Consider the following 20,921-nt stretch of genomic DNA (forward strand, 5'->3'; position numbering starts at 1 on the left):
GGCACATCCCTCACAAGAATCGGAGGAACAGTTGTGTGTGGCGTACAGCGGGGTCACCGTGGACGGCGCGGATGGGCGCGGCGGCGCACGGGCTCGGCCGCCCCGATCGATCCGAGCACGAGCGCGGTCTGCAGGATCAGGGCCTCGCGCGGTCCGGTCGCGTCCCACCCGATCACCTCGCTCACCCGCTTCAGGCGGTAGCGCACGGTGTTCGGGTGCACGAAGAGCTCACGGGCGGTCGCCTCCAGCGATCGGCCGTTGTCGAGGTAGCTCCACAGCGTGGTGATGAGATCGGTCGAGTGCGCCTGCAGCGGGCGGTAGATCCGCTCGATGAGCGTCTGCTTGGCGAGCGGATCGCCGGCGATGGTCCGTTCGGGGAGCAGGTCGTCCGCCTCGACCGGACGGGGGGCGCCGCGCCAGGCCTTCGCGACGGCGAACCCGGCCAGCGCGGCACGGGCGCTCTGCCCCGCATCGACGAGCGCGGCGACGGCGGGGCCGACGACGACGTAGCCGGGGCCGAACGACGGCTCGAGCCGCCGCGCGATCTCGCTGAACGACAGCTGCTCCTCCTCGGCGTCGCCCTCGTCCTCGGCCTTGGACGCCGACCGCGCCCGCCCGATCACGAGGACCAGACGCGATCCCTGGACGCCGATGAGCACGTCGACCGAGAGCTTGCGAGCGGTGCGCCGCACCTGGTCGACGTCGAACTGCGGCGGCGTGGTGCCCACGATGACGCACACCTCGCCGTGGCCGTGCCAGCCGAGCGCGGCGATCCGGCTGGGCAGCTCCTCATCGGCTTCGCCGGTCAGGATCGAGTCGACGACGAGGGCTTCCAGGCGGGCGTCCCAGAGGCCGCGGGCTTCCGCAGCCCGGGCGTAGACGTCGGCCGCGGCGAACGCGACGTCCCGGGAGTACAGCAGGATCGCCTCGCGCAGATGCTCGCCCTTGCCGGCGACACGCTCCTCGGTGACCTCGACGGTCACGCGGATGAGCTGCAGCGTCTGCTGCAGGCTGACGCTGCGCAGCAGCTCACGCGGGGCCGCGGCGAAGATGTCGGCGGCGATCCACGGCGTGGACGTCGGGTCGTCGTACCACTGGATGAACGACGTGATCCCGGCCTGCGCCACCAGCCCGACGGCGGAGCGTCGGGCCGGTGGCATCTCGGCGTACCAGGGCAGCGACTCCTCGAGCCGCTGGAGCGTCGCCGTGGCCAGGTCCCCGGAGATGCGTCGCAGCCACGTGAGCGTCGACGCCTTGGTCATCGTGGGGGACGAGTCGGTCACGCGGGTGTCAGCTCTCGCCGCCCGCGTTGCCGCTGGTTCCGGCGTTGACGTCGTGCAGGCGGTACTTCTCGATCGCCTGGCCGACGAGCGCACGGTCCACCGCGCCCGCGTCCGCGAGCGCCTGCAGGGTGCGGACCACGATGGACGGGCCGTCGATCTTGAAGAACCGCCGCGCGGCGGCGCGGGTGTCGGAGAACCCGAAGCCGTCGGCTCCCAGCGTGTAGTACGGCTGGGTGACCCACGGGCGGATCTGGTCCTGGACCGCGTTCATGAAGTCGCTGACGGCCACGACCGGACCCTGCGCATCCTTCAGCTTCTCGGTCAGGTACGCGGTGCGCGGCTCCTGCTCCGGGTGGAGGAAGTTGTGCTCGTCCACCGCGAGCCCGTCGCGGCGCAGCTCGGTCCAGCTCGTCACCGACCACACGTCGGCGACGACGCCCCAGTCGTCCTTCAGGAGCTGCTGCGCCTCGTGCGCCCACGGCAGGCCCACGCCCGAGGCGAGGATCTGCGCGCGGTGCCCGTCGCCCTCGCCGACGGAGACGCGGTGGATGCCGCGGACGATGCCGTCCACGTCCACGCCCTCCGGCTCGGCCGGCTGGATCATCGGCTCGTTGTACACCGTGAGGTAGTACATGACGTTCGGGTCGGCGTGCTCGCCGCCGTACATCCGCTCCAGGCCGGAACGGACGATGTGCGCGATCTCGTAGCCGTAGGCCGGGTCGTACGACACGGTTGCCGGGTTCGTCGCCGCGAGCAGATGGGAGTGCCCGTCGGCGTGCTGCAGGCCCTCGCCGGTGAGCGTCGTGCGGCCCGCCGTGGCGCCGATGATGAACCCGCGGGTCATCTGGTCGCCGGCGGCCCACTGCGCGTCGCCGGTGCGCTGGAAGCCGAACATCGAGTAGAAGATGTAGATCGGGATCAGCGGCTCGCCGTGCGTGGCGTACGAGGTGCCCGTCGCCGTGAACGCGGCCAGGGCGCCGGCCTCGTTGATGCCGACGTGGACGATCTGTCCCTGCGGGCTCTCCTTGTAGGCGAGGAGGAGCTCGCGGTCGACCGAGGTGTAGTGCTGGCCGTTCGGGTTGTAGATCTTCGCGGTCGGGAAGTACGCGTCCATGCCGAAGGTGCGCGCCTCGTCCGGGATGATCGGCACGATCCGGTGCCCGAAGTCCTTCGAGCGCAGCAGGTCCTTCAGCAGACGCACGAACGCCATCGTGGTGGCGACCTCCTGCGTGCCCGAGCCCTTCTTGGGAAGGGCGTAGGCCTTCTCGTCCGGAAGGCTGAGACCCACGTGGGTGCTGCGACGCTCCGGGAGGAACCCGCCGAGCCCCTTGCGGCGCTCCAGCATGTACTGGATGGTCTCGTCCTGGGGTCCCGGGTTGTAGTACGGGGGCAGGTACGGGTTCTCCTCGAGCTGCGCGTCCGTGATCGGGATGTGCATCGCGTCGCGGAACGTCTTCAGGTTCTCGAGGGTCATCTTCTTCATCTGGTGCGTCGCGTTGCGCCCCTCGAAGTGCGGGCCCAGGCCGTAGCCCTTGACCGTCTTGGCGAGGATGACCGTCGGCTGGCCCTTGTGCTCGGTGGCCGCCTTGAAGGCCGCGTAGACCTTGCGGTAGTCGTGGCCGCCGCGCTTGAGGTTCCAGATCTGCTCGTCCGAGTAGTCCTTGACGAGGTTCGCCGCCCGCTCGTCCTGCCCGAAGAAGTGCTCGCGGATGAACGCGCCCGACTCGGCCTTGTACGTCTGGTAGTCGCCGTCCGGGGTCGAGTTCATGATGTTCAGCAGGGCACCGTCGGCGTCGCGGGCGAGGAGGTCGTCCCACTCCCGGCCCCAGATCACCTTGATGACGTTCCAGCCGGCGCCGCGGAAGAAGCTCTCCAGCTCCTGGATGATCTTGCCGTTTCCGCGCACCGGGCCGTCGAGGCGCTGCAGGTTGCAGTTGATCACGAAGGTGAGGTTGTCCAGGCCCTCGTTCGCGGCCACCTGGAGCTGTCCGCGGCTCTCGACCTCGTCCATCTCGCCGTCGCCGAGGAACGCCCACACGTGCGAGCCCGAGGTGTCCTTGATCCCGCGGTTCTCCAGGTACTTGTTGGACATCGCCTGGTAGATCGCGTTGATCGGTCCCAGACCCATCGACACGGTCGGGAACTGCCAGTACTCCGGCATGAGCCGCGGGTGCGGGTAGGAGGGAAGACCGTACGGGGCGGCCGAGGCCTCCTGCCGGAATCCGTCCAGGTGCTGCTCGGTGAGGCGTCCCTCAAGGAACGACCGGGCGTAGATGCCCGGAGACGCGTGCCCCTGGATGAAGATCTGGTCGGCGCCGCCGGAGGCGTCCGCGCCGTGGAAGAAGTGGTTGAAGCCGACCTCGTAGAGAGCGGCCGAGGAGGCGTACGTGGAGATGTGACCGCCGACGCCGATGCCGGGTCGCTGGGCGCGGTGGACCGTGATGGCGGCGTTCCAGCGGATCCACGCGCGGTAGCGGCGCTCGATCTCCTCGTCGCCGGGGAAGTCGGGCTCGTTCTCCGGGGCGATCGTGTTGATGTAGTCCGTCGTCGGGACCATCGGGACGCCCAGGTGCAGCTCCTTGGAGCGCTTGAGCAGACTGAGCATGATCTCTCGTCCGCGGCCGTGGCCCTTCGCCTCCACGAGTTCGTCGAGGGACTGCTGCCATTCGCTGGTCTCCTCGGGGTCGCTGTCCAGCGGGCCCTGAGAGTACGGATCCTGATCGTGAACGGTCACGGGGAGCCTTTCGTCTGTCTGGCAGGTCGTGCCAAGGAAACGGGATGAGGCATGAGGAACGCTTGTCGCATTCGTACAGCACGCCTTGTTGGATACCCTAGCCCCGTTCGCGGGGGTCGAGATGCGCATCGGGCGGTGAGGTCGCCGACCCGTGGTGCACGCGGGTCCTCTCCGCGGCGCGCGGGTGCAACCGGGGGATCCAGCAGGAGACCTCCTCCCGATAGTCGAGGAACTCCCGGCCGAAGCGGCGTTCGAGGTCGGCCTCCTCCTGCGGGCGCACCAGGGTGTTCCACACCACCGATCCGGCCAGCGCGTAGGCGACGACGAGCCAGGATCCGAGCATCAGTCCCACTGCGACCCCCTGCGCGATCCCGCCCACGGCCATGGGGTTGCGCACGAACCGGTACGGACCGGTGACGACGAGGCGGTTCGGCATGACGGACGGCAGCGGTGTCCCGCCGCCACGCAGCGAGACGGCGACGCCGGACCAGAGCGAGAGCGCGAGCGCGGGCACGAACAGGGCCGCGCCCGCGATGCGCACGGCGGGCGGCACGGGCGGGTGCAGTCCCCAACGCTGCTCGAAGAAGAGGATGACCAGGGGGACGGCCAGGAGCAGCACGCCGGAGAACACGAGAGTCTGGATCCCGGTGCGGGCGAGGTGGGTTCCGGCCGGAGCCGGGGGAGCGGACCGGAACCGGAACGGTCCGACGACGATCCACTCGACGGGCACGCGGTCGAGAAGCACGAGGATTCCGGCCCCGACCGAGGCGAGCGCGGCGACCGCCATCGCCAGGGCGCCCCATCCGCCCAGCCCGGTCACCGTCGCGTACGTCGCCATGCCGATCGAGACGAGCGCCGTCCAGGGGACCGCCACCCACACGGCGGCACGGACACCGGCGGCGACGAGGACGGAGGCGCCGACGAAGAGCGGGATGTCGAACACCGCGACGAGGACGGGATCGAGGCGTCCCAGTGTGCTGTCGCGGACGAGCGGGGCGGTGAAGACTCCGATCCACCACGCGATCCCGCGAGCGCCTGGAACGCGAAGTAGGCGCGCCCCCACCGCCGGTCGAGCAGGTCGACGAGGCTCCCGCTGCCTCCTCGTTCCGCCATGGCCGCCAGTCTAGGTCCGTCGCCGCGCGCTGTCGGGATCGGTAGACTTCCGAGCGCGGGCCTTTAGCTCAGCTGGTAGAGCGCCACGTTTACACCGTGGATGTCGTCGGTTCGATCCCGGCAGGGCCCACCGCCGCCGACGCCGGCCTCGGGCCCACCCGTGGCGGTCGTCCGATCCGAGGCCTAGGCTCGCGCCATGGGACTTCTGACGTTCTCCCTCAACCTGACGCTCGACGGGTGTGTCGACCACGAGGAGGGGATCGCCGACGACGAGACGCACGCCTACTTCACCGGCCTCATGTCCGAGGCGGGGGCGATGCTCTGGGGCCGGGTCACGTACGAGATGATGGAGGCCTTCTGGCCGGCGGTGGCGCGCGGGGACGAGCCGGCGCCTCCGGCCATGCGCGACTGGGCCGTCGCACTGGAGACGAAGCCGAAGTACGTCGTGTCCTCGACGAGGACGGACTTTCCCTGGACGAACAGTCATCACCTCGCCGGTGACGACCTGCGTGGTGCGGTGCAGAGGCTCAAGGACGAGACCTCGGACGGGGTGCTCCTCGGCAGCGGCGCCCTGGCGGTCTCGCTGGACCGCCTGGACCTCATCGACGAGTACCGCTTCCTGGTCCACCCCCGGATCGCCGGCCACGGCCCCACCCTCTATGACAAGGGCTTGCCGAGGACCCGGCGGCTCGACTTGGTCTCCGCGACACCCCTGCGCTGCGGCGCGGTAGCGATGCACTACCGCCGCGCCGACTGACGCGAGAGAGGCCGTCGGGTCAGCGCCAGGCCGTCAGCAGGCTTCCCACGAGGACGGCCAGCGGCAGGGACCCTCAGACGGGGCCCACGCTCTTGTCAGGAATGCGCGGTCCATCCCGGTGAACGGTGTCAGGCGATCTCGCCGCGGTGGAGCGCCTCGGCACGCCGTTTCAGCGCGCGACCGGTGTCGTTGAAGGCGCGGGTCACCCACGGACCCGAGAACCGCATGACATGGATGGCGTTCGGACCGAGGAACGCGTCCGTCGAGCGGTACCGGGTGAGCTCGGGGCCGACGGACTCCAGGATCTGGTCCCGCCGTGCCGCGTACGGCCACTCCTCGGTGAACGGAAGCTCCCACGACAGCAAGTGATTCGGTTCCACCGCGCAGACGAACTCGACGCCCGGGAAGAGGGCACCGCCGCCGGTGTAGTCGACCAGGCTCATGTGGACCGGCGCGCCGAGCTCGAGGGTGGACTCGGCGCGGACGCAGAACGGGTTCCATTCGCCGTAGCGCGGCATGTCCACCAGCACCTCCCACACTCGCTCGACGGGAGCGGCGATCTCGAAGAGGTCGGAGGAGACGAGCGTGGCGGTGTCGTACTCGGCGAACGGGTCGAAGGTGGTGTGCGACGGTGCGCTCTGCGCGGTCATGGCCGAAGTCCTCACTGTTGTCGTCTCTCGGGGATCAGCGGGTCGATGCGGTGAGCCGCTGCGGGTGCCGCGCGGCGACGGTCCTACGGATGCCCTCGCGCCAGTCGACCGTGCACGGGCCGGTGATCGAGAGCCTGCGGGCGTTGTCGGCGACCGAACCCCGGAGCGTGTTGTCGATCGGGGCGACCACGACCTCGGCGGCCGTCCCCATGAGCTCGGCGGCGTACGAGCACCACTCCTGGACGCTCACTGCCTCGTCGCCGCCCCAATTGACGATGGTCGCGGGAATCGTCGCCGCCTCCAGGAGCGCGGAGGTCTGGGCGTTGATGTCGTCCTCGTAGATCGGACTGTACAGACACGGATCCCAACGGGTCGTGACGGGTCTACCCTCGGCGATCGCATCGACATGGTGAGCGGGCAGACCGCCGTTCGGCCCGTACGAGGCGTTCATCCGGGCGATCGTGACCGGAATGCCGAAGGCGCGGGCCGCCAGTCGTGCTGTCGCCTCCTGGCTGATCTTCGACATCGAGTACGTCGGGCTGTGTGTGGCGTTGCAGTCGCCGAGCGGCGACTCCTCGGTGAAGACGTAGCGCGGGTCGTCCTGCGGACGGTACACGGAGTGCGTCGACATGACGAGCGCGCCCCGGGCCGTCCGGCAGTGCTGGAGCAGCAGCCCCGTGCCCTCCGCATTCGCGCGGATGGCGCCGTCGTAGTCCCAGCCCGGCGCCTGGCTTGCGGCCAGGTGGACGACGTAGGTGACGTCGCTGGGGACTCCGGTGAAGTCCCCGGCCGCGAGATCGCACGCGACCGGGGTGATCCCCGCCTCGCGGACTCGCTCTCGCGCTTGCGGATCGCTGAACCGCGCGAGCCCCCAGACGTCGTTGTCCGCGGCGAGCATGCGGGCGATCGGGAAGGCGATCTGTCCCGCGACCCCGGTCACGAGGATCTTCTCGCCGCTCAGCATGTCGGCGTCCGGTCGTCGTCGTGCACGGTCACCACAGCTCGTCCGTGTAGGTGTCCGTGCCGACGACGGTGGGAAGGAAGGGCGAGGCGAAGGTCACGGTGCCGGCCCCCGACCGTTCGATGTCCGCCGCGTAGTCGATGATCTGCGGCCAGCTCTGGACGGGCTCGTCCTCCAGGAAGAGCATCTGCAGGATGCGCTCCGCGGTGCCGCCGTCGTTGCCCATCTTCATCGGGACGGAATGGTCGGCGGGCCAGGGCTTCATCCGCCAGCTGCTGATCAGGTCGACGGCACCTTTGCTGAGCAAGGCGGCCGCGGGGCCCTTCTCGATCGCCTGGATCGCGTCGGTGCGCGACACGTCCGCTGCGGGCTCGATCATCAGGACGACGAGACCCCCGTAGCGGTGATCGTGCGCGAGCTCCAATGGCACGGAGTCCTCTCCCGCCGACACCGTCGAGTCCGGCAGGTACTGGGCGGTGTGGACGTGCGAGCGCTCCGGGAAGCCTCGTCCGGCAGCGTACAGCTCGCCGACCTGCTTCTGCGCCCACGCGTCCGCGACCTCGGCATCCGGCTCGTGCACCCAGTAGGCAGCGAGATACGAGCCCTCGTCCACGGTGCTGGCCACGGGGCCCGATGCGGGAAAGCGCAGGTCCTTCATCGCGCGGGTGGCCACCCATCGGCTGCCGGCGAACCAGCCCGGGCCGATCATGCAGCCGGAGTATCGGTGGTCCCGTTCGTACCACCGGTTGTACGCGACCTCGTGGCCGCGGTGGGGATCCACCAGGGTGAACAGCGCGTATCCGAGTCGGACGGGCGTCAGCGTCATGGTCTTCTCCTTCTCGGTTCAGCGGGTGAGCGCCAGGCCGTCGAACCGGTCGTCTTCGCGCCACTGCTGCAGCATGTCGAAGTACTCGTACCCCGGGCCGTAGAGGCCTGCCACCAGGGTGCTGCGCTTGTCGTCGAAACGGCCCTCGTTGTTGTACTGGCCTGGCGTGCAGGTCCGGTTCCAGTCCCGGCGCATCTCGGCGTGCCCGGCGATCGTCTCGTTCCACCCGGCCTCGGCCTCGGAGGTCGGCTGGATCGCCTTGATCTGTTCGGTCAGGCACTTGTCGATCATGTAGACCATGTGCCGTGCCTGATGATCGATGAGGTTCGCGATGTTCGAGACCGCCGTGGACTGGACGAAGCCGAGGAAGAAGAGGTTGGGGAAGTCCTCGCTGAGGAAGCCGTGGTACGTGCTCGCGCCGGTGGCGAACTTTTCCGACAGGATCCTGCCGTCGCGGCCGACGACGTCGTATCCGGCCCGGTCGGTCCAGGTCCGGCCGATCTGGAACCCCGTCGCGAACACGATGAGGTCCACCTCATACTCGTGGTCGCCGACCACGATGCCGCGTTCGGTGATCCGGTCGATCGGGGTCTCGGACGTGTCCACGATGGTCACCGAGTCCCGGTTGAACGCCGGGAGGAAGTCATCGCTGAACCCGGGGCGCTTGCACATGGTGCGGTAGTAGCTCTTGAGCTTCTCGGCCTTCTCCGGATCCTCGACGATCGCGTCGACCCGGTCACGGAGCATCTCGTTCCACTCGTAGTCCGAGCGCTCCATCGCGTCCATGAACTGCTCGAGAGTGGGATCCGCGCCACCCGCTTCGAAGATCGCGCCGAGCTGGTACTTCGCGAACTTGATCCAGCCGTCGTCCACCTCGCAGTCCGCGGTCGCGCGGTCCATGGCGCACTTGTCGAAGGTCGCGCGTCGCGCCTGGTGCCATCCCTCCGGCAACGAGCGGAACCACTCCAGGTCGGTCGGCGCGTTCTCCCGCGGGGCGATCTGCGTGGGGGTGCGCTGGAAGACGACGAGCGACTGCGCGTACTCGGCGAGCTGCGGGATCGCCTGCACGCCGGTGGCCCCGGTGCCGATGATCGCGACCCGCTTGTCGCGGAGCTTCTCCAGGTTCCCGGTGATGTCTCCTCCGGTGTAGCCGTAGTCCCACCGGCTCGTGTGGAAGCTGTGCCCCGCGAACGTCTCGATGCCGGGGATGCCGGGCAGCTGCGGGCGGCTGAAGGTCCCGCTCTGCGTCGAGACGAATCGTGCGCGCACCGCGTCTCCGGCGTCGGTCCGGACGATCCAGCGCGCTGCCGCCTCATCCCACTCCATCCCGGTCACGCGGGTCTGGAACAGGGCGCGCTCGTAGAGGTCGAACTGCTTCGCCAGCGACTGGCAGTAGGCGAAGATCTCGCTGCCGCGGACGTAGCGCTCGGTCGGGATGTATCCGGTGTCCTCCAGGTACGGCAGGTACACGTAGGACTCGACATCGCACCGCACGCCCGGGTATCGGTTCCAGTACCAGGTGCCGCCGAAGTCCGCCGCCACGTCGAGGATGAGGAAATCCGTCCGCCCGCGCTTGGTGAGCTCGATCCCGGCGCTCATCCCCATGAAGCCCGCGCCGATGATGAGGACGTCGACCTCCGCGGTGCACGGCGGCGCGGTGCGGGTGCCGGTCGCGTGCGGATCGGCGTCGAAAGCGGCCAGGTCTCCGTCGAAACCGACCGCCTGATAGGTGTCGGCACCAGTGTTCGGCAGCCGCTTGTCGCGCTCCTCGGCATACTTCCGGCGGAACCACTCCAGGTCTTCCACCTTGCGTTGCGGCACCCACAGGTGGGGATCGCGTGTCGTGCTTGTGGTCGTGTCGGTGAGGGTCATCATCGTCCTTTGTCGATAGGTGTGGTGCTCGGCCGGGCGGGGCGACTACCAGGGAGCGCCGGCACGAGGGGGTGCGGGGGACATGCGGCGGCTCCGTCGTCGCGGCGGTCTCGATCCGATGGGGCGTTCGCTCAGCCGATGGCCACCGGGGTGACCGGGCTCGCCGTGGCGCCGGTGACCTTCAGCGCGCCGATCGACAGCAGGAACTCATAACAGCGGTCGGCCGCGAGCTCGCTGAGGTTCATGTTCTCGACCAGGTGGATCCCGTGCTCCACGAGCAGGATGATGTGCCCGCCCAGATACACGTTCTCGTCGAAGGGGATCGGTTCGACGGCTGCGTTGTCCGAGCCCACGAGGGCGACGTCCTTCTCCGCCAGGAACCTGGCAGCCTCCCGCCCGATGCCCGGCTGCGGCATCTGCTCGCCCTGGTTCTTGAGGTAGTCCTCCATCCAGCCGGTGCGGATGAGGACCATGTCGCCCGTCTGAAGCTCGACGCCCTGCGCGTCCAGCGCCTGCTGCAGGTCGGCGGCGGTGATGACGTAGCCGGCCGGGAGGGGGTCTTGTCCCTTGGACGCGGCGACGTCGATGAGCACCCCGCGTCCGGCGATGCCGCCGACCTGGGTGATGTCGCACTTGTCGGCGCCGAGATACGGGGTCATCCCCTCGGCGGGGAATCCGTTGTAGATCTTTCCGTCCGCGTAGACGTGACAGAGCGCGTCCATGTGCGTGGAGGTGTGGGAGGGAATGATCAGCTGATCCTCGTTCGCACCGACTCCGGGCGCGCCGCCGTTGGCCCGGGCCATCGCCTCGTCGTCGTGGTTGGTCAGGGTGAGCCGCTGCGGGGCGCCTCGGTAGTCCAGGTTCGGGACGCCACTGCGCTGGATCGGGATGCTCAGGCCGTACGTCTTACCCGTCCTGGGCAGCTGCAGGGCCGCGAGGACTCGCTCCGGTGTCAGGAGGTTCAGGGCACCGCGCTCATCCGATTCGCCCCAGCGGCCCCAGTTCGACCTGTGTGTGCTCACATCATCCTCCTCGTTGAAGACGGGTGCGATCCGTGACCGCCGAGCTCTGTGCTCGACGACGATCGCATGACCTCGATCGTTTCCGGGACGGCGGCAGCGGCGCCGCCGCCCCGATGATCGATGACGATCGCACCGACTGTAGCCAGTGGCCACGTCAGCGTCAACTCGGCCGTCGCGGCGCGTCCGTGCTGGCATGCGATCGTCGATATTGACTCGACTGTGGCCACTGGCTACAGTCGAGGCGATCGCCCGTTGATCTGCGTCGCTGCCCCGCGCCCATGACGGGCAGGCCCGAAGGAGGACCCCATGGCTGAGCCGGCACGGACCGCACCGGCGGAGCTGCGCATCGTCGACGTCATTGAGGAGACGGCGGACGCACGCTCGCTCGTCTTCGGCGTCCCGCCCGAGCTGTCGCGAGTGTTCGACTACCGCCCGGGGCAGTTCCTCACGTTGCGCATCCCCAGCGAACGCACCGGTGCGGTCGCCCGCTCCTACTCGCTCTCCAGCACGCCCGGCATCGACGCGCATCTCAAGGTCACCGTGAAACGGACCGACGGCGGATACGCATCGAACTGGCTGTGCGACAGCATTCGCGTCGGGGACCTGCTCACCGTTCTTCCGCCGTCGGGATCCTTCGTGCTGAGGAGGCTCGACGCGGACCTCCTGCTCTTCGCCGGCGGCAGCGGCATCACCCCGGTGATCTCGATCCTCAAGGCGGCGCTTCGCGACGGCACGGGGCGCATCCGACTCGTGTACGCGAATCGGGATCGGGACTCGGTGATCTTCCGCGCCGAGTTGAACGCTCTGGCGGAGAAGCATCCCGACCGGCTGAGCATGCTGCACTGGTACGACGACGAGCACGGCTACCCGGACATCCCGCGGGTCGCGGACGCCGCGGCGAGCCATCCCGATGCGGACGCGTACCTGTGCGGGCCGCCGCCTTTCATGCGCACCGTCGCAGACGGTCTCCGTCACGCCGGGTTCGGCGCCGACCGGGTCCACCGCGAGGTGTTCTCCTCGCTCTCCGGCAACCCGTTCGACGAGGTGGCAGCCGTGCCCGAGGAGCCTGCCGACCAGGACGCCGGATCCGCGGGTGCTGCGAAGGGTGTCGTCCATCTCGACGGGGAGACGCACGAGGTCGCCTGGCCGCGCGATCGCACGCTGGTGGACGTGCTGCTGGCCCGCGGAATCGACGTGCCGTACTCGTGCCGCTCGGGAGAGTGTGGCTCGTGCGCCTGTCGCCTCGTCTCCGGGGAGGTGTCCATGGCTCCGACCGAGGCGATGGACCAGGAGGACATCGACGAGGGATACCTCCTCGGCTGCCAGACGCGACCGGCCTCGGACGAGGTCGAGATCGCCTTCTGACGCGTGGCGGTTCGGCTGGTCGGCGCATCGACGAAGAGCAAGGAGAAGGCGATGGACCTCAGAGAGCTCGTTTCTCGGGACCACACGGCCGTCGTGCTCATGGAGATGCAGCGCGGGGTGGTCGGCGACCTCTCCGGTCCGCTTCTCGCTCCGCTGGTCGACGCCGCGCGCGAGCGAGGGATCGTCGCCGCGCTCGCCGAGGTCGTCCGGGCGGCGCGCGAGGTCGACGTGCCGGTGGTCCATGCGGTGGTCCGCTTCCGCGCGGACGGCGTCGGCACTCCGATCAACACGCCGACGCTGGCTCGGCTGCAGCGCAGCGATCCGGACCGGCTGCGCGAGGGGGCGGCGGACACCGATGTCCTCCCCGAGTTGAGGCCGCGACCCGGCGATGTGCTCTCCTGGCGGCGTCACGGGATGTCGGCGTTCACCGGAACCGATCTCGACACCGTACTGCGTTCGCTGGGCGTGCGCACCGTGGTCCTCGGCGGCGTCTCGCTCAACGTCGGCGTGATCGGGACGGCGATCGAGGCCGTGAACCTCGGGTACAGGGTCGCCGTGGTCCGTGACGGGGTGGTCGGAGTCCCGCTCGAGTACGGCGACGACGTGCTGCGGCACTCGCTGCGGGCGCTCGGGGCCCAACCGACCGCCGCGGAGATCGCGGAGGCGTGGGCGGGCTGATGCTGCGCGCTGTCCGCCGGGGCGTCCGACCCGGCGGACAGCCCGCGCTCACCCGGTGGTGGTGCGCGCGAGGGCGTCCGCGACGATGCGGACGGCCCGAGCGGACTCCGCGCGGGCCGGATCGACCGTCGGCCAGGCGTGCGGGAGGTCGGCGAAGACCTCCGCCCGCACCGGCACCCCTGCGCGCGCGAGTCCTGCGGACATCGCGAGGGTGTCGTCGAGGAGGCACTCCGAGGAACTGGCGAGGAGGAGCGCCGGAGGGAACCCGCGGAGATCGCCGAGGACCGGCGAGGCCAACGGATCGTCGTCCGGCCAGCCCTGCAGGTATTGCGCCGCCGCTGTGCGGGCGTCTGCGTGCCCGAACAGGGGATCGGTGTCGGCGCGGGTGCGATAGCTCTCGGCGGTGCAGCGGAGATCCACCCATCCCGAGAGCAGGACGAGCGCGCGAGGACGGGGGAGCCCGAGCGCGGCCCCGGCGGCGGCGAGCGCGGCGGCCAGCCCGCCCCCTGCGGAGTCGCCGACGAGAGCGGGCGGCGTCGGCGACGATCCCGCGAGCGCGCGGTAGACGTGGATCGCGTCGTGCAGGGCTGCGGGATACGGATGCTCGGGGGCGAGGCGGTAGTCCACGGCGATCACACGCTCGCCGCTGGCGAGCGCGAGCTGTTCCGCGAAGGCTCGGAACAGTTCGGGGGACCCGAGGCGGTAGCCTCCGCCGTGGAAGTAGACGGTGGTCGGCTGCGGCCCGTCGTCCGGTCGTCGCTGCGCGGAACTGCTCAGGCAGCGCACGCCGCCGATCCGGACTTCGGTGGTCTCGACACCGGGGAGCGGAGGCGCCTCCGGCGCGGAGGCGATCCGCTGACGTCGATCCAGGAGGCTCTGCGGAGTGGCGAGGGCACAGGGGCGCTCGGCGGGGATCGCGGCGCTCATGACAGCAGGCTCTCGAAAGGGTCGATGATGCTGACGCCGCCGTCGACCGCGATCGTCTGACCGGTGACGAAGGCGGAGAGGTCGCTCGTGAGGAAGAGAGCGGCGGAAGCGACGTCGGAGGGGGAGCCGTTGCGCTTCAGGGGCGCGACCGCGGCGGCGCGCTCGCGCAGGGCGTCCGTGCCTGCGGCGAGGATCCTCGGGGTGAGGATGGAGCCCGGCGCGACCGCGTTCGCGCGGATGCCGCGAGGGCCGAGCTCGCTGGCGAGCGTCTTCACGAGCGACACCAGCCCTGCCTTCGCCGCCCCGTAGGCGGCATGGTGCACGGAGGCGGTCAGGCCGTGCAGCGATGAGATGAAGGTCATCGTCCCCGCCGTTCCCGTCTCGATCATGTGCCGGCCGATGTGCCGACTGAGCAGATGCGCGTGGCGGAGGCAGATCGAGAACTGCGCATCCCACGTCTGCGGATCCATGTCCAGCACCGCGGCCCATTCCGCCATGCCGACGATGTCGACGAAGCCGCTGAGCGGGCCGTCCAGGAGCCCGACGGCGTCGTGCACGAGCCGGGCGACCTCGTCGTCCTGCGTGACGTCGCCGGACCAGGGGATCCCGTCGACCTCCGCGGCGACCTGCCTGGCTCGATCCGCGTCGATGTCCGCGCAGACGACGCGGGCGCCGCTCTGGGCGAGGGCATGGCTGGCCTCTCGTCCCATGCCCTGGCCGGCGCCCACGACGACGAGCGTGCGCCCGTCGAGTCGCAGTCGTCCCGGATAGGTGCGGGTGGGGGGATCTGTGCGCGTCATCGTGGCCTTCCTCCGATCAGGACCCGGGCGGCGTTGCCTCAGGTTGACGCAAGTGTAGCCACTGGCTACAGTGATTGCAGTCACCACGGCGGGTGACCGCGCGAGGCCTCATGGAGGAGGTCCCGCGAAGGACCGGACCGCATCGGACGCATCGCGGGTCCCACCGTTCCGCGAGTGCCCGCCGCCAGGGTTCAAGGAGGACGACTGTGACATCGATGGCCCTTTCCATGAAGCCGACCGGCTGGTTCCAGATCGGATGGTCGAGCGATTTCGAGGTCGGCGACGTCAAACCCCTCCGGTACTTCGATCGCGATCTGGTGGCGTTTCGCACCGAGAGCGGGAAGCTCGCGGTGCTCAACGCGTACTGCGAGCATCTGGGCGCGAACATGGCGTACGGCGGCACGGTGTGCGGCGAGGACATCCAGTGTCCGTTCCACGGCTGGCGCTGGAGCATCGCGGGCAAGAACACCCTGATCCCGTATCAGGACTCGGTGAACCGGGCACGGCGGATCGGGGCCTGGCACACCGCCGAGCGGGACGGGATCGTGTACCTCTGGCACAACCACGACGGCGGTGCGCCCCTGTACGAGGTGCCGAGCGTCTTCGATCTCTTCCCCGGCAGCGGCTCCGAGGACGACTACCACGTCCCCGACGAGGGCGCGCGGTTCCAATCCGAGGCGCTGCCGATCCACCCCCAGTACGTCGCGGAGAACGGCGTCGACTTCGCGCACTTCAAGTACGTGCACCGTGCCGAGGAGATCCCGACCGTGGTGAGCCGTGAGTTCGGCGAGCACGACTTCCGTTCCGAGCTGGCGCTCGACTTCTCCGTCCGCACGGCGGACGGCGGGACCGAGACGGTCGAAGGCCGGACGTTCGCCGGTCTGCTGGGCCTCGGGCTCGGCTTCTCGTACGCCTACGGCGTCGGTGCCATCTGCAGCATCACCGCGGTCACCCCCGTGGACGACGAGACCTCGATCCTCCGCTTCACCGCCTGGGCCAGCAAGGAGGACGGCGAGAGTGAGGAGCGCGTCGCCAAGCGGCAGCGCAGCGCCATCGGGCAGTTGCGCGCCGACCTCGCGATCTGGGAGCACCAGCGGTACACCGAGCCTCCCGGGCTGGCGACGGCCGAGGCGGCCGGCTTCCGGGACATCCGCCAGTGGGCGCGTCGCTTCTACCCCACCGGCCACAAGGGCAGCGGCGCCGAGGAGCAGCGCGCGGGGACCGACGAGCTCGTGGCGGAGAACGCCTGATGCGCGGGAAACTGGGGGAGGATCTCGAACGCTGGCGTGCCGAGATCCGGGCGTTCCTCGACGCGGAGCTGCCCAAGGAGCACGCCTTCAACCCGGAGTTCGACGATGCTCCGGAGCAGTGGGCCATCGCACTGGAGTTCAGCAGGAAGGTCGCCGCGAAGGGATGGATCGGCCTCACCTGGCCGGTCGAGTACGGCGGCAAGGGACTCCCGCCCGTGGCGAACCAGATCCTGCTGGAGGAGCTGTACGCGGCGGACGCGCCCATGATCAACTCGGTCGGCATCTTCCTGGCCGCGGGCACCATCCTGGTCGGCGGCACGGAAGAACAGAAGAAGCGACTGCTGCCCGAGATCGCGAACATGCGCGTGCTCTGGGCGGAGGGGCTCACCGAGCCCGAGGCCGGGTCCGACCTCGGGTCGCTCCGGACGAAGGCCGTCCGTGACGGCGAGGAGTGGGTGATCACCGGCCAGAAGGCGTTCACCTCCTGGGGGCCGATGTCGGACGTGCTCTACGTCGCCGCGCGCACCTCCACCGATGAGGCGGCGCGCGACGCGATCAGCATCTTCGTCGTGGATCTCAAGAGCCCCGGAGTCACGCTGCACCCGATGCGCAACTACGGCGGCGGAGTGCAGTCCACGACCTACCTCGATCACGTCCGGGTGCCGGCCGACGCGCTGATCGGCGAGGAAGGCATGGGGTGGAGCTACATCATGCGCGCCTTCTACGCGTCGGGAACGGTGGAGCCGATCTACGCGATGCAGGAGGAACGGCTCCGCGCGCTCATCGCGCATTGCCGGAGCATCCCGGGCCTGCTCGACGACCCCCACGTGCGGGCCGATCTCACCGAGCTCGCCGATATCGTGCAGACCCAGCGCCTGATGGCCTACGAGATCATCGGGGACAACGCGGCGGGACGCCAGACGCCCTGGGGCGGGGGCGTGCAGCAGGTGATCGCCAAGGAGTCCGAACCGCTGTTCGCGCAGATCTACGATCGCGTGCTCGGACCCGCGAGTCAGCTCCGTCCCGGCGCGCCCGGAGCAGTGCTCGACGGGAGACCCGAGGCCTGGTACCGGCAGTCGTTCGCGAACCACGCCGGAGGGACCTCCCAACTCAAACGCATGGTGCTGGCCACGCGCGGACTCGGTCTGCCGCGATAGGAGGACAAGATGGATGTGGCATGGGGCGAGGACTACGACGTCCTCGCGGATGTCGGCAGGGCCGCGTTCTCGCGGTGCTCGCCGTTGGAGGATCGCGCGAGCAGGTTGTCCTTCGAGGAGCAGGTGGCGCAGTTCGCCGACCTGGGCTGGTTGCAGCTGGGGGACCCGACGGGCGCGGATGAAGATCGTGCGCCTCTGGGCACGATCGCGGCGATCTTCACGGAGATGGGGCGCGCACTGGTGGACGGGCCGCTCCTGGACCTGATGACGGCGCGCGACGCCTCGCTGGCAGCGGGCACGGCAGACGCCAGGGAACTGGCGGATCGCATCGGCGATGGCGCGACGATCGTCGTCCCGGTGTTCTCCTCCGCCGACTGGGGAGAGCACGTCTCCGTCCGGGACGGCGCGCTGAGCGGCACCGCGCTCGCCGTCGGCTTCGCGGACCGGGCGCATGCCTTTCTGGTCCACGCGCGAGGTGCGGAGAACGTGCTCGCACGGGTCCCGTCCGGGGACTCCGTCGAGGTCGAGGCGATGCCGAATCTGGGGGAGCGTCCGCTGTTCGCAGTGAGGTTCTCGAACACGCCGCTCGCGTCCGAGGACGTGCTGGCCCGGGGCGCGGGCGCGGATGCCGCCGTGGAGCTGGCCGACGCCCGCGCCGCGGTCCTCCGAGCGGCGCAGGTGGTCGGAGCCGGGCAGCGCCTGCTGGAGATCACCGTCCGCTATGCGCGGGAGCGGCATCAGTTCGGCGGTCCCATCGGACGGTTCCAGGCCGTGCAGTACCTCTGCACGGACATCGCCCTCGCCGTGCATCGGACCTCGGTGCACGTGCGCTCCACGGCCCGGGCCCTCGATGCCGGGGAGGACGTGCAGCCGCACCTGGGCCTTCTCCGCCGACAGGCCGCGCGCACGGCGCAGGTGATGGTGCACGGTGCCCACGAGGTGCACGCCGGCATCGGCTTCATGGTCGAGTCGTCCGTCCACCTGTTCACGAATGCCGCGAAGCGCTGGCAATTCGACTTCGGATCGGATGCCCGCAACGAGGCCGACGTCGTGTCGGCCCTCGACCGACGGTGGGCGGAGTCGGCCGCGTGAGCTACATCGACTACCGCGTGGATGACGCCGTGGCCGTCATCAGCCTCGACCGGCCGGAGAAGCACAACGCCCAGGACGAGTCGATGCTGCGCGACCTCGACGCACGATGGCAGCAGGCCGCCGCCGACGACGCGGTGAAGGTGATCGTGATCCGGGCCAACGGCGACAACTTCTCGGCCGGGCACGATCTCCGCACTCCCGCGCCGGGATACTTCCGCGACGGCAAGACCGTGATGGAGAGCGCCTACGGATGGGAGAGCGAGCACTATCTCGGCTTCTCCCAGCGCTGGCGCGACATCCCCAAGCCGTCCATCGCCGCGGTGCAGGGCGCCTGCATCGCCGGTGCACTGAACGTGATCTGGCCGTGTGATCTCATCGTCGCGGCGGAGACGGCGTCCTTCAGCGACCCGGTCGTCAAGTTCGGCGTCGGCGGGGTGGAGTACCACGCGCATCTCTGGGAGCTCGGCGCTCGCCGCGCCAAGGAGATGCTGTTCACAGCGCGCACCTTCAGCGCGGCCGAGGCGTACGACGCCGGGATGGTCAACCGCGTCGTTCCCCTGGACGAGCTGGACGCCCACACGATGGCGCTCGCCCGCGAGATCTCGGAGATGGACGCATGGGGGCTGGCCACGACCAAACGCGCCATCAACCAGGGGCTCGACGTGATGGGGCAGCGCGCCGCGATCCAGGCGGCCTTCGACATCCACTGGCACGGACACGCCAACGCGCTGCTGCGCACCGGATACCCCCTGCTCACCCCGGATCCGCTGCGATCCGCGTCGGACACCAAGGAGGACTCGTGAGCCCGACGGTCACGCCCCGAGACGTCTCGACAGCCGATGCCGTCTCCCTCTGGCACCTGCTGAGTCTCCGGGCCGCTGCCACCGGAGCTGCGGTGGCGCTTCGCGACGAACACGGCCGGACGGAGACGTTCGCGGACGTGGCCGGCCGCGCCGAGCGGGTCGCCGCCGGACTGAGGGATCTCGGCATCGGGCCAGGAGCCGTGGTGAGCTGGCAGCTCCCCACGAGGATCGACACGATCGTGCTGAGCCTGGCCCTGTCGAGGCTCGGCGCCGTGCAGAACCCGATCATCCCGCTGTACCGGGAGCGGGAGGTCACCGCGATGGTCGCGCAGTGCGGCACCGAGTGGCTGATCACGATCCCCGAGTTCCGCGGTTTCGACCACGCCGCCATGGCGCACGGCGTCCGCGCCGCCACCGGTGACCGGGTCGAGGTGATCGTGCTCGGCGAGACCCTGCCCGACGGCGACCCCGCGTCGCTGCCGCCCGCGCCGGAAGGACGTGACGAGGTGCGGTGGATCTACACGACGTCGGGCACCACCTCGGCGCCCAAGGGCGTCTGCCACGCGGACGGCACGCTGATCGCCGGCGGAAGCGCGCTGGCTGCGGCGATCGAGGCGACGGCGAGCGACGTCGCGACGGTGCTGTTCCCGTACGCGCACATCGGCGGCCCGGACATGCTCGTGGCGTCGCTCGTGAGCGGCATGTCGCTCGTGCTCATGGAGGTCTATGAGCCGGCAGCCGCGGTCGCGCTGATGCGGGACGCCGGCGTGACGGTGACGGGCGGATCGACGCCGCACTACGCGCTGCTGCTCGAACAGCAGCGCAAGGCACCCGGCACCGTGCTCGTGCCCACTCTGCGGATCCTGGCGGGCGGAGGCGCGCCGATGCCGGAGAGCCTGTTCCGCGACGTGCTCGCCGAGATGGGAGTGCCGGTGCTGCACGCATACGGGATGACCGAATGCCCGATGATCACCTCCGCACGCGTGGGCGACAGCGTCGAACACCTCGCGACGACCTCCGGGCGTCCGGTGCAGGGGTGCGAGGTGGAGATCCGGTCGGAGGAGGGCGACGCCCTGGCGGCCGGGGAGGCCGGCCGGGTCTGGCTGCGCGGGGAGATGCGCTTTCTCCACTACCTCGTGGACGGTCAGCCGGTCGCGCCGTTCGACGCGGAGGGGTGGCTGTTCACCGGCGACGTCGGGCGTCTCGACCCGGACGGACATCTCGTCCTCGTCGGGCGCGAGAAGGACCTCATCATCCGGAAGGGGGAGACGATCAGCCCCGCGGAGATCGAGGACGTCCTGGCGGCTCACCCCGGCATCGCCGACGTGGCGGTGCTCGGCCTTCCGGACGAACGGACCGGGGAGCGGATCTGCGCGGTGCTCGTGGCGGCACCAGGAGGCGAGGCGCCGGATCTGGCCGCGGTGCGCGAGCACTGTCGCGCCTCGGGCATCTCACCGGCGAAGTTCCCCGAGCAGGTCGTCCTCGTGGACGAGATGCCCAAGACCCCGACCATGAAGATCCGCAAGCAGGTCCTCCGCGAGTCCGTGTCGGACGCGGCCCTCGCGGTCCCGACGGCCGGCTGACGCAGTCCCCGGCGGCCCAGGCCGCCCATCGAGCATTGGAACCTAGAC

General features: G+C 69.8%; 18 protein-coding genes and 1 tRNA gene. 9 read left to right on the forward strand and 10 right to left on the reverse strand.

Annotation, left to right across the window (positions count from 1 at the left end):
* Positions 1-53: 53 nt before the first annotated feature.
* From MR1_RS02715 to MR1_RS02725, 3 genes are all read right to left on the reverse strand, one after another.
* Complete coding sequence (locus tag MR1_RS02715; RefSeq protein ID WP_067243150.1) at positions 54-1,262, reverse strand: PucR family transcriptional regulator; 1,209 nt, start codon at positions 1,260-1,262, stop codon at positions 54-56.
* Between the two features lie 28 nt (positions 1,263-1,290).
* Positions 1,291-4,017, reverse strand: coding sequence for a pyruvate dehydrogenase (acetyl-transferring), homodimeric type (gene aceE, locus MR1_RS02720; protein ID WP_067243151.1), 2,727 nt, complete (start codon positions 4,015-4,017; stop codon positions 1,291-1,293).
* 97 nt (positions 4,018-4,114) lie between these two features.
* On the reverse strand, positions 4,115-4,960 hold the full coding sequence (locus tag MR1_RS02725) for a methyltransferase family protein (protein WP_255218076.1): 846 nt from the start codon (positions 4,958-4,960) through the stop codon (positions 4,115-4,117).
* 227 nt (positions 4,961-5,187) lie between these two features.
* Here MR1_RS02725 and MR1_RS02730 point away from each other — a divergent pair.
* Both MR1_RS02730 and MR1_RS02735 read left to right on the forward strand, forming a co-directional pair.
* A tRNA-Val gene (locus MR1_RS02730) sits at positions 5,188-5,260 on the forward strand.
* A 66-nt stretch (positions 5,261-5,326) separates the two neighbouring features.
* On the forward strand, positions 5,327-5,887 hold the full coding sequence (locus MR1_RS02735; RefSeq protein WP_067243152.1) for a dihydrofolate reductase family protein: 561 nt from the start codon (positions 5,327-5,329) through the stop codon (positions 5,885-5,887).
* Positions 5,888-6,015: 128 nt separating this feature from the next.
* Here the strand turns inward: MR1_RS02735 and MR1_RS02740 are convergent, their stop codons facing one another.
* The 5 genes from MR1_RS02740 to MR1_RS02760 all read right to left on the reverse strand — a co-directional run bounded on the left by MR1_RS02740 (position 6,016) and on the right by MR1_RS02760 (position 11,218).
* Complete coding sequence (locus MR1_RS02740) at positions 6,016-6,537, reverse strand: SRPBCC domain-containing protein (protein ID WP_067243153.1); 522 nt, start codon at positions 6,535-6,537, stop codon at positions 6,016-6,018.
* Positions 6,538-6,571: 34 nt separating this feature from the next.
* Positions 6,572-7,501, reverse strand: a complete 930-nt coding sequence (locus MR1_RS02745; protein WP_067243154.1) for an NAD-dependent epimerase/dehydratase family protein — start codon at positions 7,499-7,501, stop codon at positions 6,572-6,574.
* Positions 7,502-7,529: 28 nt separating this feature from the next.
* Positions 7,530-8,324, reverse strand: coding sequence for a hypothetical protein (locus tag MR1_RS02750; RefSeq protein WP_067243155.1), 795 nt, complete (start codon positions 8,322-8,324; stop codon positions 7,530-7,532).
* Positions 8,325-8,342: 18 nt separating this feature from the next.
* Positions 8,343-10,196, reverse strand: coding sequence for a flavin-containing monooxygenase (locus MR1_RS02755; protein WP_067243156.1), 1,854 nt, complete (start codon positions 10,194-10,196; stop codon positions 8,343-8,345).
* Between the two features lie 131 nt (positions 10,197-10,327).
* Entirely contained in the window at positions 10,328-11,218 is an 891-nt protein-coding gene (locus MR1_RS02760) for a cyclase family protein (RefSeq protein ID WP_067243157.1), read from the reverse strand.
* A 306-nt stretch (positions 11,219-11,524) separates the two neighbouring features.
* Here MR1_RS02760 and MR1_RS02765 point away from each other — a divergent pair, with 306 nt between their 5' ends.
* Together MR1_RS02765 and MR1_RS02770 are read left to right on the forward strand one after the other, a co-directional pair.
* Positions 11,525-12,583, forward strand: coding sequence for a ferredoxin--NADP reductase (locus tag MR1_RS02765; RefSeq protein WP_067243158.1), 1,059 nt, complete (start codon positions 11,525-11,527; stop codon positions 12,581-12,583).
* A 51-nt stretch (positions 12,584-12,634) separates the two neighbouring features.
* Positions 12,635-13,261: a cysteine hydrolase family protein gene (locus MR1_RS02770; protein ID WP_067243192.1), complete on the forward strand. Its 627-nt coding sequence runs from the start codon at positions 12,635-12,637 to the stop codon at positions 13,259-13,261.
* 48 nt (positions 13,262-13,309) lie between these two features.
* On the opposite strand, the gene MR1_RS02775 is transcribed toward MR1_RS02770, so the two are convergent.
* Both MR1_RS02775 and MR1_RS02780 read right to left on the reverse strand, forming a co-directional pair.
* Positions 13,310-14,188: an alpha/beta hydrolase gene (locus tag MR1_RS02775; protein WP_067243159.1), complete on the reverse strand. Its 879-nt coding sequence runs from the start codon at positions 14,186-14,188 to the stop codon at positions 13,310-13,312.
* On the reverse strand, positions 14,185-14,988 hold the full coding sequence (locus tag MR1_RS02780; protein WP_067243160.1) for an SDR family NAD(P)-dependent oxidoreductase: 804 nt from the start codon (positions 14,986-14,988) through the stop codon (positions 14,185-14,187). The genes MR1_RS02775 and MR1_RS02780 overlap by 4 nt, the downstream gene beginning before the upstream one ends.
* 215 nt (positions 14,989-15,203) lie before the next feature.
* On the opposite strand from MR1_RS02780, the gene MR1_RS02785 reads away from it, so the two are divergent.
* The 5 genes from MR1_RS02785 to MR1_RS02805 are packed head-to-tail and all read left to right on the forward strand — an operon-like array spanning position 15,204 to position 20,873.
* Positions 15,204-16,238 (forward strand): Rieske 2Fe-2S domain-containing protein, encoded by a 1,035-nt coding sequence (locus MR1_RS02785; RefSeq protein ID WP_169797641.1) that lies wholly within the window; start codon positions 15,204-15,206, stop codon positions 16,236-16,238.
* Positions 16,238-17,395 carry an acyl-CoA dehydrogenase family protein gene (locus tag MR1_RS02790; protein ID WP_067243162.1) on the forward strand — a complete coding sequence of 386 codons (1,158 nt, stop codon included), beginning with the start codon at positions 16,238-16,240 and terminating at the stop codon, positions 17,393-17,395. The genes MR1_RS02785 and MR1_RS02790 overlap by 1 nt, the downstream gene beginning before the upstream one ends.
* A 9-nt stretch (positions 17,396-17,404) precedes the next feature.
* Positions 17,405-18,487, forward strand: a complete 1,083-nt coding sequence (locus tag MR1_RS02795; protein WP_067243163.1) for an acyl-CoA dehydrogenase family protein — start codon at positions 17,405-17,407, stop codon at positions 18,485-18,487.
* Positions 18,484-19,290: an enoyl-CoA hydratase gene (locus MR1_RS02800; RefSeq protein WP_067243193.1), complete on the forward strand. Its 807-nt coding sequence runs from the start codon at positions 18,484-18,486 to the stop codon at positions 19,288-19,290. Before MR1_RS02795 ends, MR1_RS02800 begins: the two co-directional genes overlap by 4 nt.
* Positions 19,287-20,873 (forward strand): AMP-binding protein, encoded by a 1,587-nt coding sequence (locus MR1_RS02805; RefSeq protein ID WP_067243164.1) that lies wholly within the window; start codon positions 19,287-19,289, stop codon positions 20,871-20,873. The genes MR1_RS02800 and MR1_RS02805 overlap by 4 nt, the downstream gene beginning before the upstream one ends.
* Positions 20,874-20,921: the final 48 nt, after the last annotated feature.

Source organism: Microbacterium resistens NBRC 103078, assembly GCF_001552355.1.
In the GTDB taxonomy this organism is placed as follows: Bacteria; Actinomycetota; Actinomycetes; order Actinomycetales; family Microbacteriaceae; genus Microbacterium; species Microbacterium resistens.

Bases quoted from the DNA above. Each gene is read 5' to 3' on its own strand.
- MR1_RS02790 (WP_067243162.1), top strand. From the start codon at position 16,238: ATGCGCGGGAAACTGGGGGAGGATCTCGAACGCTGGCGTGCCGAGATC.
- MR1_RS02745 (WP_067243154.1), bottom strand. From the start codon at position 7,501: ATGCTGAGCGGCGAGAAGATCCTCGTGACCGGGGTCGCGGGACAGATC.
- MR1_RS02780 (WP_067243160.1), bottom strand. From the start codon at position 14,988: ATGACGCGCACAGATCCCCCCACCCGCACCTATCCGGGACGACTGCGA.
- MR1_RS02750 (WP_067243155.1), bottom strand. From the start codon at position 8,324: ATGACGCTGACGCCCGTCCGACTCGGATACGCGCTGTTCACCCTGGTG.
- MR1_RS02715 (WP_067243150.1), bottom strand. From the start codon at position 1,262: ATGACCAAGGCGTCGACGCTCACGTGGCTGCGACGCATCTCCGGGGAC.
- MR1_RS02785 (WP_169797641.1), top strand. From the start codon at position 15,204: ATGGCCCTTTCCATGAAGCCGACCGGCTGGTTCCAGATCGGATGGTCG.
- MR1_RS02775 (WP_067243159.1), bottom strand. From the start codon at position 14,188: ATGAGCGCCGCGATCCCCGCCGAGCGCCCCTGTGCCCTCGCCACTCCG.
- MR1_RS02795 (WP_067243163.1), top strand. From the start codon at position 17,405: ATGGATGTGGCATGGGGCGAGGACTACGACGTCCTCGCGGATGTCGGC.
- MR1_RS02755 (WP_067243156.1), bottom strand. From the start codon at position 10,196: ATGACCCTCACCGACACGACCACAAGCACGACACGCGATCCCCACCTG.
- MR1_RS02770 (WP_067243192.1), top strand. From the start codon at position 12,635: ATGGACCTCAGAGAGCTCGTTTCTCGGGACCACACGGCCGTCGTGCTC.
- MR1_RS02740 (WP_067243153.1), bottom strand. From the start codon at position 6,537: ATGACCGCGCAGAGCGCACCGTCGCACACCACCTTCGACCCGTTCGCC.
- MR1_RS02735 (WP_067243152.1), top strand. From the start codon at position 5,327: ATGGGACTTCTGACGTTCTCCCTCAACCTGACGCTCGACGGGTGTGTC.
- MR1_RS02765 (WP_067243158.1), top strand. From the start codon at position 11,525: ATGGCTGAGCCGGCACGGACCGCACCGGCGGAGCTGCGCATCGTCGAC.